The organism is Actinomycetospora rhizophila (assembly GCF_042657905.1).
Lineage (GTDB): Bacteria > Actinomycetota > Actinomycetes > Mycobacteriales > Pseudonocardiaceae > Actinomycetospora > Actinomycetospora rhizophila.
The window spans coordinates 136992-152740 of the sequence record NZ_JBHSKG010000010.1; the positions used below are offsets into that span (position 1 = coordinate 136992).

At 76.2% G+C, this 15749-nt stretch carries 12 protein-coding genes; 6 read left to right on the forward strand and 6 right to left on the reverse strand.

Annotated elements, in window-relative coordinates; genetic code table 11:
• Positions 1–17: 17 nt before the first annotated feature.
• Complete coding sequence (locus ACFPK1_RS19275; protein ID WP_378022548.1) at positions 18–665, forward strand: pyridoxamine 5'-phosphate oxidase family protein; 648 nt, start codon at positions 18–20, stop codon at positions 663–665.
• Here the strand turns inward: ACFPK1_RS19275 and ACFPK1_RS19280 are convergent.
• The 3 genes from ACFPK1_RS19280 to ACFPK1_RS19290 are packed head-to-tail and all read right to left on the reverse strand — an operon-like array spanning position 662 to position 2963.
• Positions 662–1162 (reverse strand): ATP-binding protein, encoded by a 501-nt coding sequence (locus ACFPK1_RS19280; RefSeq protein ID WP_378022549.1) that lies wholly within the window; start codon positions 1160–1162, stop codon positions 662–664. The genes ACFPK1_RS19275 and ACFPK1_RS19280 overlap by 4 nt on opposite strands.
• Before the next feature lie 47 nt (positions 1163–1209).
• Positions 1210–2241 (reverse strand): NAD(P)H-dependent glycerol-3-phosphate dehydrogenase, encoded by a 1032-nt coding sequence (locus ACFPK1_RS19285; protein ID WP_378022550.1) that lies wholly within the window; start codon positions 2239–2241, stop codon positions 1210–1212.
• Entirely contained in the window at positions 2238–2963 is a 726-nt protein-coding gene (locus tag ACFPK1_RS19290) for a lysophospholipid acyltransferase family protein (RefSeq protein WP_378022551.1), read from the reverse strand. The genes ACFPK1_RS19285 and ACFPK1_RS19290 overlap by 4 nt, the downstream gene beginning before the upstream one ends.
• A 157-nt stretch (positions 2964–3120) precedes the next feature.
• Between ACFPK1_RS19290 and cofC the strand changes: the two genes are divergently transcribed.
• Entirely contained in the window at positions 3121–3831 is a 711-nt protein-coding gene (cofC, locus tag ACFPK1_RS19295; RefSeq protein WP_378022552.1) for a 2-phospho-L-lactate guanylyltransferase, read from the forward strand.
• A 66-nt stretch (positions 3832–3897) separates the two neighbouring features.
• On the opposite strand, the gene ACFPK1_RS19300 is transcribed toward cofC, so the two are convergent.
• Positions 3898–5544: a DUF6777 domain-containing protein gene (locus tag ACFPK1_RS19300; protein ID WP_378022553.1), complete on the reverse strand. Its 1647-nt coding sequence runs from the start codon at positions 5542–5544 to the stop codon at positions 3898–3900.
• Positions 5545–5684: 140 nt separating this feature from the next.
• Between ACFPK1_RS19300 and ACFPK1_RS19305 the strand changes: the two genes are divergently transcribed.
• From ACFPK1_RS19305 to glxA, 4 genes are all read left to right on the forward strand, one after another.
• Positions 5685–8597, forward strand: coding sequence for an AfsR/SARP family transcriptional regulator (locus tag ACFPK1_RS19305; protein WP_378022554.1), 2913 nt, complete (start codon positions 5685–5687; stop codon positions 8595–8597).
• A gap of 75 nt (positions 8598–8672) precedes the next feature.
• Positions 8673–10985: an RNA degradosome polyphosphate kinase gene (locus tag ACFPK1_RS19310; RefSeq protein WP_378022555.1), complete on the forward strand. Its 2313-nt coding sequence runs from the start codon at positions 8673–8675 to the stop codon at positions 10983–10985.
• A 2-nt stretch (positions 10986–10987) separates the two neighbouring features.
• Positions 10988–11893: an NUDIX hydrolase gene (locus ACFPK1_RS19315; RefSeq protein ID WP_378022556.1), complete on the forward strand. Its 906-nt coding sequence runs from the start codon at positions 10988–10990 to the stop codon at positions 11891–11893.
• Between the two features lie 156 nt (positions 11894–12049).
• The gene (gene glxA, locus ACFPK1_RS19320; RefSeq protein ID WP_378022557.1) at positions 12050–14005 is read left to right on the forward strand and encodes a radical copper oxidase GlxA; all 1956 of its coding nucleotides are present in this window, start codon (positions 12050–12052) and stop codon (positions 14003–14005) included.
• A 28-nt stretch (positions 14006–14033) separates the two neighbouring features.
• On the opposite strand, the gene ACFPK1_RS19325 is transcribed toward glxA, so the two are convergent.
• Both ACFPK1_RS19325 and ACFPK1_RS19330 read right to left on the reverse strand, forming a co-directional pair.
• Positions 14034–14855: a siderophore-interacting protein gene (locus tag ACFPK1_RS19325; RefSeq protein WP_378022558.1), complete on the reverse strand. Its 822-nt coding sequence runs from the start codon at positions 14853–14855 to the stop codon at positions 14034–14036.
• Positions 14856–14894: 39 nt separating this feature from the next.
• Positions 14895–15722, reverse strand: a complete 828-nt coding sequence (locus ACFPK1_RS19330) for a LysR family transcriptional regulator (protein WP_378022559.1) — start codon at positions 15720–15722, stop codon at positions 14895–14897.
• Positions 15723–15749: the final 27 nt, after the last annotated feature.

Genomic DNA, 15749 nt, shown 5'->3' on the forward strand with positions numbered 1-15749 from the left:
ACGCCACCCTGGTGCCCATGACCGCGACCCTCTCCCCCACCGACCGCTCCCGCGTCCGCCGCCACCGCGACCGCCAGCGCGAGGACCGGGCCGAGCTGCACGCCGTGCTCGACGAGGCCCTCGTCGCGCACCTCGGCCGGGTGGTCGACGGCGAGCCCGTGGTGCTGCCGACCATGCACGCGCGCGTCGGCGACACGCTCTACCTGCACGGGTCGAGCGGCGCGGCGAGCCTGCGGGGTGGCGAGCCGGTCTGCGTCACCGTCACGCTGATCGACGGACTGGTCTACGCGCGCCGCTGGTTCACCCACTCCGCGAACTACCGCAGCGCGGTCGTGCGGGGCCACGCCCGCAAGGTCACCGACCCCGACGAGGCGCTCACCGCCCTGCGCGCGCTCGTCGCCCACGTCGCGCCCGGCCAGGAGGACCACGCGGCCGCGCCCAGCCGGAAGGAGATGGCCGCGACCTCGGTGATCGCGATCGACCTCACCGAGGCCAGCGTCAAGGCGCGCACGGGTCCCCCGGGCGACGGGGACGCGGTCGCCGCGGGCGACGACCGGTGGGCCGGCGTGGTGCGCCTGGAGACGCGCGTGGCCGAGGTGACGACGTGCCCGGCGCTGCCGGCGGACACGCCGGTGCCGTCGCACGTCCCGCGCACGGCCCCCTAGACCAGCGCCTCCTGGACCCGCGCCTCCTGGACCAGCGCCGCCTCGCGCCGCGCGGCGACGGGGACCCGCCGGCGCAGCTGCACCGTGGTGCCCGTGGGGCCGGGCAGCACCGCGGTGGCGTGCATGAGCTCGCGCATCAGCGGCAGCCCGCGACCGCGCCACCCGGGACCGCTGCTCGGGCGCCAGGTCCCCTCGTCGACGACGGTGACGACGAGGTCGCGGCCGGTCAGCAGGGGGCAGGACACCGCGGCCCAGAGGGTCATGAGGCCCGGGGCGCCGCGCTCGACGTAGGCGTGGTCGACGACGTTGGCGAGCGCCTCGTAGAGCGCGAGCGCGAGGTCGTCGGCGGTGTCCTCGTCGGTGATGGCGCCGACCCAGTGCCGGAAGCGCCGGCGCAGCGTGGCGGCGTTCTCGGTGGTCGCGAGCGCGCAGAGCTCGATCGGCGCCACGGCCGTCGCCGGCGCCGTCCTCGGGCCCATCCGCTGCAGCACGTCCATCGCGGGCAGTGTTCCCGGGGCCCTCCGGGCCAAACGCGGTGGCCGCCTCACTCCACCTTCAGCTCGCGGTTGATCAGTTCGTCGCCGACCTCCTTGGCCGACACCTCGCCGTCGCACACCCGCCGCACGGCGTCCACGATCGGCGTGTCGACGCCGTGGCGCCGGGCCAGCTCGCTGATCGCGTCGCACGACTTCACGCCCTCGGCGACCTGGCCGTGGTTCGCCTCCTCGGCCTCGGCGACCGACAGCCCGCGCCCGAGCGCCTCGCCGAAGCGCCGGTTGCGCGACAGCGGCGAGGCGCAGGTGGCCACCAGGTCGCCCATCCCGGCCAGCCCGGCGAGCGTCAGCTGCTCGGCGCCCAGCGCCACCGCCAGCCGCGAGATCTCCGCGAGCCCACGCGTGATCAGCGAGGCCATGGTGTTGTCGCCGTACCCGAGCCCCGCCGCCGTGCCGCAGGCCAGCGCGATGACGTTCTTGCAGGCCCCGCCCAGCTCGCAGCCGATCACGTCGGTGTTGGTGTAGGGCTTGAAGTAGCCGGTCGAGCAGGCGTGCTGCACCGCGATGGCGCGCTCGTGGTCGCGGCAGGCCACCACGGTCGCGGTCGGCTGCTCGGCGGCGATCTCGCCCGCGAGGTTCGGCCCGGAGACCACGGCGACGCGGTCGGGCGCGGCGTCGGTGACCTCGCAGATCACCTCGCTCATGCGCAGCAGCGTGCCGCGCTCGACGCCCTTGGCGAGGCTGACGAGCGTCACGCCCTCGGGCAGGTGGGGGCGCCAGTGCTGCAGGTTCTCGCGCAGCTTCTGCGCCGGGAGCGCGAGCACGACGGCCTGGGCGCCCGCGAGGGCCTCGTCGGCGTCGGCGGTGGCGGCCAGCTCGGCCGGCAGCTCCACGTCGGGGAGGTACTCGGGGTTGCGGTGCTCGCGGGCGACGGTCTCGGCGACCTCGGCCCGGCGCGCCCAGAGCGTCACGGGGGTCCCGGCGTCGGCGAGGACCTTGGCGAACGTCGTGCCCCACGAGCCCGCGCCGAGCACCGCGACCCGGTCGAGGGGGCGCACGCCCTCGGGGAGGACCGCGCTCACCGCTCGCCGCCGCGCGCGCCGCGGGTGGGCTCGGGCGCCGCCTCGCCGCGGACCTCGCCGAGCAGCTCGCGCACCGCGCTCATCATCCGGTCGGTGGTCTCGCGCAGCAGCGGGCGCGGGCCGCGCTCGGCGACGCGGGCGCGCAGGTCGTCCATCGGGATCGGCGGGCCGGCCTTCACCGTGATCGTGGTGCGCCACGAGGGCCGGAAGCGGCGCCGGTAGTGGTCGTAGACCGACTTCGTCCCCCAGTGCACGACCGGGATCACCGGCACGTCGACGTCGAGCGCGAGGCGCGCCGCGCCCGAGCGCGCCGCCATCGGCCAGCCGTCCTCGTCGCGGGTGATCGTGCCCTCCGGGTAGATGACGACGACGCCGTCGTCGGCGAACGACGTCCGGGCCGCGTCCAGGCTCGCCCCCGCCTCGGCCGACCCGCGGCTGACGGGGATCTGCCGGCTGCCGCTCAGGACGGGACCCAGCACCGGGACCTTCCACAGCGACGCCTTGGCCAGGAACCGCGGCACCCGCCGCGCCCGGTGCACGAACACCGCCGTGTAGACGGGGTCCAGGTAGGAGACGTGGTTGCACACCAGCAGCGCCGGCCCCTGCGCGGGGACGTGCTCGAGCCCCTCCATCCGGCGCTTGGCCAGCACCAGGGTCAGCGGGTAGAACACGGCGGCCGCCAGGGCCACCGCCGGCCCGCCCTTCTCGCGCGCCCGTGCCACCGGCTCGCCACCTCCGCCTCAGGGTCCCGTCCGGACCGTCCGTTCGGGCACGGAGGGGATCCGTCCCGACGCGCGCAGTCTCTCCCGCGCCCGGCGAGCGGTCCAGCGAGACCCGCCACCGTCACCTCGCTGCGCCGAACGGGGGCAGACTGGTGTCGTGGACGTCGCGGTCGACCTCGTGGTGCCGGTCAAGGAGCTGCGCCGCGCGAAGTCGCGGCTCGCCCCCGCCGTCGCCGACCTCCCCGGCGACGACGCCGACCGTGAGCAGGCCCACCGCGCGCTGGCCCTCGCCCTGGCCCGGGACACGCTCGCGGCCGCCCGGTCCGCGCACCGCGTCGGGCGCCTCGTGGTCGTCACCACCGAGTCCGCCGAGCGCCTCGGCGGCGCCGGCGAGCCGCGCGAGGTCGTCCACGACGAGGGCGAGGGCCTCAACGCGGCCATCCGCGTCGGCGAGTCACACCTGCGGCGCAGCCGTCACGATCGAGGCGCCCGGGCCGTCGCCGCGCTCCAGGCCGACCTGCCCTCGCTGCGCCCCGAGGAGCTCGACGACGCGCTGGCCCGGGCGGCGGCGCTGTTCGCGACCGGCGCGGGTGCCGCCGTCGTCGCCGACCACGACGGCACGGGCACGACACTGCTGGTCGCCGCGCCCGGGCACGTGCTGCGTCCCCGGTTCGGCCCCGGGTCCGCGCGGGCCCACATACGCGGCGGCGCGGTCGCCCTCGACGGCGACTGGCCGGGCCTGCGCGGCGACGTCGACACCGTCGCCGACCTCACCCGCGCCCGGGCGCTCGGCACCGGACCGGCCACCCGCGCCTGGACCGACGACCGCGCGCACCGGCCGGTCGGGGCGCCCTCCGCGCGCGCCTGACGTCTCGCGTCCGACGCCACGGAGCCCGGGGACCGACCGGGTCCCCGGGCTCCTCGTCCTCGTCGCTCAGCCCTCGCCGTCCGCGGCGGAGGTGCCCCCGGAGCCCGAGGTGCTGCCGCTGCCGCCGCCGGCGCTGCTGCTCGCGGCGCCGCCGTCCCGCTCGCCCCGGTCCTCCCGCGGCTCGACGGGCGGGTCGATCGGCGGGACGGTGGTGCCGCCGGTCGGGCGCGGCTCGAAGGGCGGGTCGATCGGCACCGTGGGCGTCGGGGTGCCGCCGCCCTGCGGGTGCTGCGGCGTCCCGCCGCCGTGCCCGGTCGACGGCGCGGGCACGTGCGTGCCGTCCGGGAGGACGGTGCCGCCGTCGGGCAGCGTGGTCTCCCGGCGCACGGTGCCGTCCGGGTTGCGCACCTGGCCCGCCGCGTCGCGGATCACGCCGCCGGTGACGGTGCCGGTCACGATGTTGATCGGCTTGCCCTGCGGGTGGTAGACGACGACGGTGTCGTCGCCGCGCGGGTTGTCGGTGATCACCGTGACGAACCCGTCGTGGCCGCGGACGACGGTCACGCCCTCGAGCTCCCGCTCCCCGAGCGGCGAGCCGCCGGCGTCGAGGAGCGTCCCGTCGGGCGCCAGGACGACGAGCGCGCCGCCCTGCTCGGAGAGGCGCACCTCCTCGCGCCGCGAGCCGTCCCGGTTGCGGTAGGTGCCGTCCGCCTCGCGGTAGCCGCCGTCGGGCAGCGGGACCGCCCCGGCGGGCAGCGGCGGCAGGGTGAGGATCCGCCCGTCGACCGTCTGGACGCGCCCGTCGGACAGGGTGACCGACCCGTCCCAGTTGAACGTGCCGGTGAGCGGGGGCGTGGTCGGTGTGGTCGGGGTTCCGGGCGTTCCGCCGGGGCCGCCGTCCTGCTCCACCGGGATCGGCGTGCCGCCGCTCCCGGCGTCCGGCTCGACCGGGATCGGCACCGGGCCGCTGCCCGTCGTGTCCGGCCTGCCGGGCTGCGCGAGGGGGCCGCGGGAGGCCGGGTCGTGGAAGGCGTACGTGGCGATCGGGGCCGCGGCCGGGCGCACCCGCGTCACCGCCGGGTCGGTGCTCGCGCCCGGGGTCAGCGGGTTCCCCGAGAAGCACTTGACGACCGGCTGCCCGTAGCTGTTGACGAACACCGCGGTGCCGGCGGCGAGCACCGACGGCGTCGCGACGGAGCGCCCGTCGCGGTACCCGTGGTCGACGACCGCGGTCTCGGTGCGCAGCACGACCGGCGAGAGCCCCTGCACGAAGGCGGGGACCTGGTCGGGCGTGACGCGCTGGACCTGCGCCCACACGGCCGCGCGGGCCGGGTCGGCCTGCAGCTCCGCGAGGAGCATCCCCGCGTCGCAGGCCGGGGCGGCCGGGTCGGCGGCGTACATCTCCGGGGTGTCGCCGTCCTGCTCGCCGCCCGCCCCGGCGACGGGCGCGACGCCGGGCCGGTCGGTGCCGACCGGCGAGGCGAACGGGTTGTCGCCGGCGTACGACACCGGCTGGTACCGGTTCTCGGGCCCCGCGCTCCCCAGGCCCTCGAGGACCCCGGCGACCCCACCGGCGACCGCGAGCGCGACCGCGGCCGCCCCCAGCGTCCGCAGGAACCTCCGTGGTGGGCGTGACCCCGGGGGCGGGACCGGCCGTGTCGGCGGGGGCACCGCGGCGAAGCGGTCGGTGGGGGCGTCGAGGATGTGGGGCATGGTCGTCGTCCTTCCGGTGGGGACGGTGGGTCGTCCGCTGCGCACCGTGCGCGACAGCGGTGCGCCCGACCCTCCGGATTCGTGAAATCCCCAGGTCACGCCCCTGGGCGCCGGCCACGCCGCGTGGTGGGATCGGGCGGGTGGGGATCGCGTTCCGCGTGCTGGGTGAGGTCGGCGCGCTGCGCGACGGACGCCCCGTCGACGTGGGTCACGCCCGGCAGCGGTGCGTGCTCGCGGTGCTCCTGGTCGAGCTGGGCCGGCCGGTGCCGGCCGACGAGCTCATCGATCGCGTGTGGGCCGACCGGCCCCCGTACCGGGCGCGCAACGCGCTCTCGGCGTACGTGTCGCGCCTGCGGACGCTCGTCGCGGCGCCGGACGTCGACCTCGCCCGCCGCGCCGCGGGCTACGTGCTGACCGCCGACCCCGCGACGGTCGACCTGCACGCCTTCCGCGGGCTGGTGGCGCAGGCGCGCGCGGCCGACCGGCCCGCCGACGCGGCCGCGCTCGCCGACCGCGCGCTCGCGCTGTGGCACGGCACCCCGCTGGGCTCGTTCGACACGCCCTGGTTCGCCGCCACCCGCACCTCGCTGGAGGCCGAGCGGCTCGCCGTGCAGCTCGACCGCACCGACGCCGCCCTCGCCGCCGGGCGCCACGCGGACCTGCTGGTCGAGCTCGCCGACGCCGTCCGCGCGCACCCCCTCGACGAGCGCCTGGCCGGCCAGCTGATGCTCGCCCAGTACCGCAGCGGCCGGCAGGCCGACGCGCTCGCGTCGTTCCGGGCGGTGCGCGCGCGCCTGGCCGACGAGCTGGGCGTCGACCCCGGCGCGGCCCTGCGCGCGGTGCACCAGCGGATCCTCACCGGCGACGCCGCCGCCCCGTCCCCGAGCCCACCCACCGTCCCGGCACCCGAGCCGCCACCCGAGCCCGCGCCCGGACCCGCGCCCGGACCCGCCCTCCCCCGCCGGACCACCAGCTTCGTCGGGCGCCGCACCGACCTCGAGCGCGTCACGGCCGCCCTCGCCGCCGGGCCGCTCGTCACGCTCACGGGCCTCGGCGGCGTCGGGAAGACCCGTCTGGCTCTCGAGGCCGCCGCCGGCGCGGGCGGCGCCTGGCTCGTCGAGCTGGCCGCGCTCGAGGACGGCGGCCCGGTCAGCGAGGCCGTGGCGACGGCGCTGCACCTGCAGCAGCGCCAGGGCTCGACGATCGAGCAGACGGTGATCGACTACCTCCGGGAGCGCGAGCTGCTGCTCGTGCTCGACAACTGCGAGCACGTCCTGCTCGGCGCCGCGGGGCTCGCCGACCAGGTCCTGCGGCACTGCCCGGCGGTCACGGTGCTGGCCACCAGCCGCGAGCCGCTCGGCGTCGAGGGCGAGCGGATCGTGCCGCTCGACCCGCTGCCCCCGCCGGACGCGCAGGCCCTGTTCGTCGACCGCGCCCGCGCCGTGCGGCCCGGCTTCGATCCGGCCGCCGAGACGCCCGGCGCGGTGCTCGACGTGTGCCGGCGCCTCGACGGGCTGCCGCTGGGCATCGAGCTCGCCGCCGCCCGGATGCGCGCGATGAACGCCGCCGAGGTCGCCGGGCGCCTCGCGAGCCCGACGTTCGTGGCCGGCGGGTCGCGGGCCGCCCCGACCCGCCACCAGAGCCTCGACACCGCCGTCGCGTGGTCCCACCGCCTGCTCTCCGGCCGGGAACGGGCGCTGTTCGAGCGGCTGTCGGTGTTCGCCGGCGGCGTCGACCTCGAGGCCGCCCACGCCGCCTGCGCCGACCCCGGCGACACCGAGGACGACACCCTCGACCTCCTCGGGGCGCTGGTCGACAAGTCGATGGTCACGGTCGACCGCGCCGCGGGCGTCACCCTCTACCGGCTGCTCGAGACCCTGCGCCGGTTCGGGCGCGATCGGCTCGGCGACGACCTCGAGCGGGTCCGGGAACGGCACGCCCGCGCCGTCGGGGACCTCGCCGGGCGCGCCGCGGCCGGGCTCGTCGGCCCCGACGAGGGGCAGTGGGTCGAGCGCCTCCTGCGCGCGTGGGACGACTTCCGGCTCGCGGTGGGGTGGGCGATCGCCCGGCAGGACGCGGACCTCGCGCTGCGGCTCGTGGCGGGCGTCGCCGACTTCGCCTACTGGTGCGTGGGCTACGAGCTGGCCGGCTGGGCGGAGGACGCGCTGGGCCTGCCCGGCGCCGCGGAGCACCCCCTCGCGCCCGCGGTGTCCGGCGCCGCCGCCCGCGGGGCCTTCTGCCTGGGCGACTTCCCCCGCGCGGTCCGCCTCGCCCGCGCCACCGGCGTGCCCGACTGGGTCGAGGGCGCCTCGCGCGGCTCGCAGCCCGGCGACGTCCTCGGGATCATCGACGTCTACGAGGGACGCGGGCCCGGCGGCCACGCCCACTACGCGCGCCAGGTCGAGCTCGCCCGCCCGACCGGCAACCTCGTGCGCCTGTCGTGGACGCTCTCGCAGCTCTCCCTGAGCCGAACCTTCCTCGGCGCCACGGAGGCCGCGCTGCGCGACGCCGAGGAGTGCCTCGCCGTGGCCCGCGCCGCGGGCGGCAACCCGACGGCGGTCGGCCTCGGACTGCTGTGCATCGGGCGCGCGTGCCAGGACACCGACCCCGCCACCGCGCTGGCCTACCTCGACGAGAGCGCTGCGACGTTCGCGTCGGTGCACAACCGGTGGTTCAGCGCCTACGCCCGCATGTACGCCGCCGCCACCCACGTCGAGCACTCCGACGTCCCGACCGCGACCGCGGCGCTCCTGCCCGTGCTCGACGCGTGGGAGCAGCTCGGCGAGCGCAGCCAGCAGTGGCTCTGCCTGCTGTTCTCGGCGCGCCTGCTCGACCGGCTCGGCGCCGAGGCGGAGGTCGTGACCCTGCACCACGCGCTGGTCGCGGCCGCGCAGCCCGCCCTGTGCAGCCCCGACCGCCTCGCCGAGCTGGACGCCTCGCTCGGCGCGGTCGCCTACGAGGCCGCCGCCCGCCGGGGGGCCGTGAGCGACGGGCCCGCCGCGATCGCCCTGGTGCGCACGGCGCTGCGGCGGCCGACCGCCGCCGCCGTCTGACCCGGGCGGGGCATCTCGGGGTGGCCCGGGTCGCGGACGCTCGCGACGCCCCGTCACCTCGGGCACGATCGCCCCGTGAGCCCTTCTGCGTCCTCCGCGTCCTCCGCGACGTCGACCGGCTCGTCCGACCAGGCCGCGACGACGGCCGCCGAGGCCGAGCACCCGGACCCCACGGATCCGTCGGACCCCACGGTCCTCACCGGCCCGCACCCGCCGGCCGCGCCCGACGAGACCGCGCGCTCGGTGCGCCGCACCCCCTCCGCGCCGGCCGCCCCCACCTCGGGCCCCGCGGTCGCCGCGGACCTGCCCTCGGACCGCTACGACAGCCGCGAGCTGTCGTGGCTGGAGTTCAACGCGCGGGTGCTCGCACTGGCCGAGGACACGAGCCAGCCGCTGCTCGAGCGGGCGAAGTTCCTGTCGATCTTCGCGTCGAACCTCGACGAGTTCTACATGGTCCGCGTGGCCGGCCTGAAGCGCCGCGACGAGGCCGGGCTCGCGGTGCGGGGCGCCGACGGCCTGACGCCCCGCGAGCAGCTCGTGCGCATCGCCGCCCGCACCCAGGAGCTCTCGCACAAGCACGCGCGGGTGTTCCTCGACGAGGTCCGCCCGGGACTCGACGAGGCCGGCATCCACATCATCGACTGGTCACAGGTCACCGAATCGGCGCGGCCGCGGCTCTCGGACTGGTTCGCCCGCCAGGTGTTCCCGGTGCTCACGCCGCTCGCGGTCGACCCGGCGCACCCGTTCCCCTACATCTCGAACCAGTCGCTCAACCTCGCGGTCGCGGTGCACGACCCGCAGACCGGCACCGAGCACTTCGCCCGCGTCAAGGTGCCCAACAACGTGCCGCGTCTCGTGCGGGTACGGCCCGAGCCCGAGGACGACGGCACCGCGTCCAACGACCGGCAGGCGTGGTTCCTGCCGATCGAGGACCTCATCGCCGAGAACCTCGACCAGCTCTTCGAGGGCATGGACGTGGTCGAGCACCACGTGTTCCGAGTGACCCGCAACGCCGACCTCGAGGTCGAGGAGGACCGCGACGAGGACCTGCTGCAGGCCCTCGAGCGCGAGCTCGCCCGCCGGCGCTTCGGCCCCCCGGTGCGGCTGGAGATCACCGACACGATGAGCGAGCACATGCTCGAGCTCCTGCTGCGCGAGCTCGACGTCGACCCGCACGACGTGGTGCAGGTGCCCGGCCTGCTCGACCTGTCGGCGCTGATGGAGCTCATGGGCCTCAACCGCCCCGAGCTCAAGGACCCGGTGTTCGTGCCGGCCACCCACCCCGCGTTCAGCGAGGGCGAGACACCCAGGAGCGTGTTCGCGACGCTGCGCGAGGGCGACGTCCTGGTCCACCACCCCTACGACTCGTTCTCCACGAGCGTCCACCGCTTCATCGAGCAGGCCGCGGCGGACCCCAAGGTGCTGGCGATCAAGCAGACGCTGTACCGCACCTCGGGCGACTCGCCGATCGTCGAGTCGCTGATCGACGCGGCCGAGGCGGGCAAGCAGGTCGTGGCCGTGGTGGAGATCAAGGCGCGCTTCGACGAGCGCGCCAACATCGGCTGGGCGCGGGCGCTGGAGCGCGCGGGCGTGCACGTCGTCTACGGGCTCGTCGGGCTCAAGACCCACTGCAAGGCCGTGCTCGTCGTGCGCCAGGAGGGCTCGACGATCAAGCGGTACTGCCACCTCGGCACCGGCAACTACAACCCGAAGACCGCCCGGCTCTACGAGGACATCGGCCTGTTCACCGCCGACGAGACGATCGCCGCGGACCTCACCGACCTGTTCAACGTGCTCACCGGGTACGCCCGGCGCACCTCGTACCGCCGGCTGCTGGTCGCCCCCTACGGGCTGCGGCGCGGCATCCTCGAACGGATCGACGGCGAGCGCGAGCGGGCCGAGCGCGGCGACACCGCGGGCATCCGGATCAAGGTCAACGGGCTGGTCGACGAGCAGATCATCGACGCGCTCTACCGGGCGTCGGCGGCCGGCGTGCCGGTCGACCTCGTGGTGCGCGGGCTCTGCTCGCTGCGGGCGGGCGTGCCCGGGCTCTCGGAGAACATCCGGGTGCGCTCGATCCTCGGGCGCTTCCTCGAGCACTCCCGGATCTTCCACTTCGTCGGGGCCGAGGAGCGCTGGATCGGCAGTGCGGACATGATGCACCGCAACCTCGATCGACGCGTGGAGGCGCTCGTGCCCGTGACCGACCCCCATCTGGTCGCCCAGCTCGACGAGATCATGGACTCGGCGGTGTCGCCGTCGACCCGCTGCTGGATCCTCCGGCCCGACGGGTCCTGGGACCCGTGGCCCGTCGCGGCGGGCGAGGACCACGAGGGCCTCGCCGTCGACGACCACCAGGTGCAGCTGCTCCGGCAGGCGGGGAAGTGACCGTGCACGCTGCGGGGGCGGTGCTGTGGCGTCCCGCCGGGGACGACGGCACCGACGAGAAGGTCGAGGTCGCCGTCGTCCACCGGCCGCACCACGACGACTGGAGCCTGCCCAAGGGCAAGGTCGACCCGGGCGAGACGCGCGTCGACGCCGCCGTGCGCGAGCTCGCCGAGGAGACCGGCTTCGCGGCCGTGCTGGGCCGGCACCTGCGGACGGTGCGCTACCCGGTGAACGACGAGGAGAAGCTCGTCGAGTTCTGGGCCGCGCGCGCCGGGGCCGGCGAGTTCGTCCCCGGCGACGAGACCGACGAGCTGCGCTGGCTGGCCCCGGCCGACGCGGCGCCGCTGCTGACCTACGCCTCGGACCGCGAGGTGGTCGACGCCTTCGCCGCGCGCCCCGCGGGTCTGCGGACCGTGCTGCTCGTGCGCCACGCCCTGGCGGGCAAGCGGGCGGAGTGGGCGCGGCCCGACGACGAGCGCCCGCTCGACGCCGAGGGCCGTGTGCAGGCACAGCAGCTCGCCGGGCTGCTCGCGGGCTTCGGCGTGGGCGCGCTGTACGCCGCCCCGAAGACGCGGTGCCGCCAGACCCTCGAGCCCTACGCCGCGCTCACCGGGCTCGCCGTGCACGACACCGCGGAGCTGGGCGACGACGCGGTCCTGGCCGACGAGGACGCGGCGCTCGCCGTGCTCGCCCGCCTCGCCGGTGCCGCCCCGACGGCCGCGGTGTGCGCCCAGGGCGAGGGCATCCCGCGCCTCGTGCGCGCGCTGGCCGCGGCCGCCCCCGAACCCCCCGAGTCCGACCGCGACCTCGCGGACCCGCCGTGCCGCAAGGGCAGCGTCTGGGTCCTCTCGGTCGGCCCCGACGGGGAGCTCGTGGCCGCCGACTACCACCGCGACGCGACCTTCTAGAGATCTACGTCGCAGGACGAATCGCCCGCCGCGGGACGCTCCGGGAGCAATCAGGGCGGGCGCGGACGGCCTCCCCGGCTGGGTTAGCGTCGGGCCGCCCCCAGCCCCCGCTCCCCCTCCCGGCCGCCGTCGTCCACCCCGTTGGAGCTTGCCCCGGTGCGTCCGTCGAACACCCGACGCGTCCGCCAGGTCGTCCTCGTCGTCGTCGCCGCGGCCGTCCTGCTGGGCGTGAACGTCCCCCCGGCGTGGTCGTACATCAGTGAGTGGCGCCACGAGGAGCTGATCAACAGCCCCGAGTACACGAGCCGCTTCGGGCACTGGGACACGATCGACGTCCCGGACCCGAACCGCGTCAACGCGATCCACGCGGCGCTGCTGTCCACCGGCAAGGTCCTGCTCATCGCCGGGTCGGGCAACAAGGAGGACATGTTCGCGACGCGGGCGCTCAAGAGCCTGCTGTACGACCCGGCGACCGGGCAGTCGCGGATGATCCCGGTGCCCGACGACATGTTCTGCGGCGGCCAGACGACGCTGCCCGACGGGCGCCTGCTCGTCGCCGGCGGCACCCAGCGCTACGAGAAGCTCGACGGCGCGGTCACCAACGCCGCCGGCACGATGACGGTCAAGAACGAGGACCCGAACAACCCGATGGTGCTGCCCGCCGGCACCGTGTTCGTCTCCCCCACCGGCGTGCGCTACCGCGCCGACGCCGAGACGGCCCTGCCGCCCGCCGCCAAGACGGGGCAGGGCCGCCGGACCCAGGTGACGGCGTCGGAGGAGCCGGTGTTCGTCGAGGCGGTCGACGCGGGACCGGCCGCGGTCAACGAGGACCCGGCGCAGTACCAGGTCGAGGGCCTGCCGCCGGCGGTCGCGCGCAACGTCTACGGCCAGGGCCAGGCGATGACCCTGCGCAAGCAGGACTACCAGGGCACCAACCAGGCCTACACGTTCGACCCGGTGACGGAGACGTGGTCGCGCGTCTCCGACATGGCGTTCCACCGCTGGTACGCCACCCTCACCCCGATGTCGGACGGCCGGGTGCTGACGACGGCCGGCCTCGACGGCACCGGCGAGGTCCTCAACGGGCAGACCGAGATCTTCGACCCGCGGACCGATGCCTTCGCCGAGCGCAAGGACCTCACGCACTACTTCCCGACGTACCCGGCGATCTTCGAGACCGACCGGGCGGGGCGGATGGTCTACACCGGCGCGAACGCCGGCTACGGACCCGCCGACCGGGGTCGCGAGCCCGGCTTCTGGGACACCGGCACCGGCGCGTTCACCCCGATCCCCGGCCTGCGCGACCCCGACCTGCTCGAGACGGCGGGATCGGCGTACGTCGGCCCGGTGAACGACCAGCGCCTGGCCGTCGTCGGGGGCGGCGGCGTCGGCGAGAGCCCGCGGTCGACGGGGCGCATCGACTACCTCGACATGCGCGACCCGGCGCCGCACTTCACCCCGGGCCCGTCGCTGCCCGAGGGCGTGCGCTACCCGAACCTCGTCGACCTGCCCGACGACACGATGCTGATCTCGGGCGGATCGCGCGACTACCGCGGCAAGGGTGGGACGAACAACCACATCGCCCGCCTGCTGCACCCCGACTCCGGCGAGATCACCCCCGCCGCCGATCCCGCCGTCGGCCGCGATTACCACACCGAGGCGATCCTGCTGCCCGACGGCCGCGTCCTCACGGCCGGCTCCGACCCGCTGTTCGACGACGAGCAGAACCTCGTCCCGGGCACCTTCGAGCAGCGCATCGAGATCTACAGCCCGCCCTACCTCTACCAGGGCGCACGGCCGACGATCGCCGACGCGCCGGCGAGGCTGGCCCGCGACCAGACGGCGACCATCCCGACCCCGGACGCGGGCCACGTGCGCAGCGCCCGCCTCATCAAGGCGTCGACCGCGACCCACGTGACGACCACCGACATGCGCTCGGTCGCCCTCGACGTCGCCCCGGCCGCGGGCGGCGTGTCGGTGCACGTCCCGGAGAACCCGGCCCTCACCCCGCCGGGCCCCTACATGCTCTTCCTCGTCGACGACCGCGGCGTGCCCTCGGTGGCGCGGATGGTCTCCGTCGGCCGGGCGGATGGCCTCCGGCCACGTGAGTGATCTGGGTCGTCCTGACGACCCGGATCACTCACGTGGCGGCAGCCCTCTTCTCCGCCTGGAACGTGTCCTCGTCGGCGCCCCGGCGCCAGTAGCCCGAGATCGACAGCAGCTCCCGGGCGACACCGCGCTCCTCGATCACGTGGCGGCGCAGGGCCTTGACGTCGCCGGTCTCGCCGTGGACGAAGGCGTGCACGGTGCCCGCGGGCCAGTCGGCGGCGCGGACGGTCTCGACGAGGTCCTCACCGGTGTCGCGGTGCAGCCAGCGCAGCGACAGCGCCCCGGGCGTCGGCAGCGCCAGCTCGTCGTCGGGGCCGTCGACCTGCACCCACGCGTGCACGGGCACCCCGGCGGGCACGTGCTCGAGCGCCGCGGCGATCGCCGGGAGGGCCGCCTCGTCGCCGACGAGCACGTGGGCGTCGGCCTCGGGCGACGGCGCGTACGCCCCGCCCGGCCCCATCAGCGTGATCTCGTCGCCGGGGGCGGCGGCCAGCGCCCACGGCCCGGCGACGCCGGTGTCGCCGTGCACCACGAAGTCGATCACCATCTCGCCGGCGGCATGGTCGAGCGAGCGGACGGTGTAGGTCCGCACGAGCGGCCAGTCCTCGCGGGCCATCGCCTCGCGGATCGCCGCCACGTCGAACGGCGTGGGGTACTCGACGCCGGGGCGCGGGAAGGCGAGCTTGACGTACTTGTCCGTGCAGCCGTTGTCGACGACGCCGTCGAGGCCCGGCCCGCCGAGGACGACGCGCGCCAGGTGGGGCGTGAGCCGCTCGGTGCGCAGGACCCGCAACCGGTGGCCCGGCCCGCCCTTCGATCGGCGGGCGGGGGCCTGGGTCTCGGGAGCAGCCATGATCCCGACCGTACCCCTAGCGGTTAGGTGAGCCTAAGTTCAGAGGCGGGTTGCGACCCGGACCAGGTCGGCCAGCGCCCGCGAGCGGCTGTGCGGCGGCCACGCGACGACGGTGGTGACCCGCGGCGCGTCGAGCACCGGCACCGCGACGACGTCGCCGGCGAGCCCGTGGCGGGCGGAGTCGGGCAGGACGGCCACGGCCCGCCCGAGCGAGACGAGCTGACGCAGCTGCGCGGTGTCCCGGACCTGCGGACCCGGCCCGTCGAGGTACCCGCCGTCGGGCCGCGGCCACCGGGGCAGCGGCACGTCGGCGACGTCGGCCATCGACAGCTGCGCGCGGGCGGAGAGCGGGTGCCCGGCCGGGAGGAACAGCGACTGCCCCTCGGTCATGAGGTCCTCGGTGTCGAAGCCGGCCGTGGCGTCGAAGGGACGGTGCAGCAGGGCGACGTCGGCGCGCCCGTCGCGCAGGAGCCGCTCCTGCTGACCCGGCCCGCACAGCTGCACGTCGACCTCGACCGCGCCCGGCTCGGCCGCGTAGGCGTCGAGCAGCTTCGCCAGCAGCTCCTCCGAGGCGCCCGCCTTGGAGACCAGGACGAGTCCCGCGCCCTCGTGGACCCGGCGGGCGCGGCGCTCCGCGGCGTCGACCGCGTCGAGCGCGGCCCGGCCCTCGGCCAGCAGCACCGCCCCGGCCTCCGTGAGCCCGACCCCGCGCGTCGTGCGGTCCAGCAGGCGGGCGCCGAGGCGGCGCTCGAGCTGCTGGATCGCCCGCGACAGCGGCGGCTGGGCGATGCCGAGGCGCTCGGCCGCGCGCCCGAAGTGCCGTTCCTCGGCGACCGCGACGAAGTACCTCAGCTCCCGCGTCTCCACACCGTCCTTGATACCCGTGCGGTATGG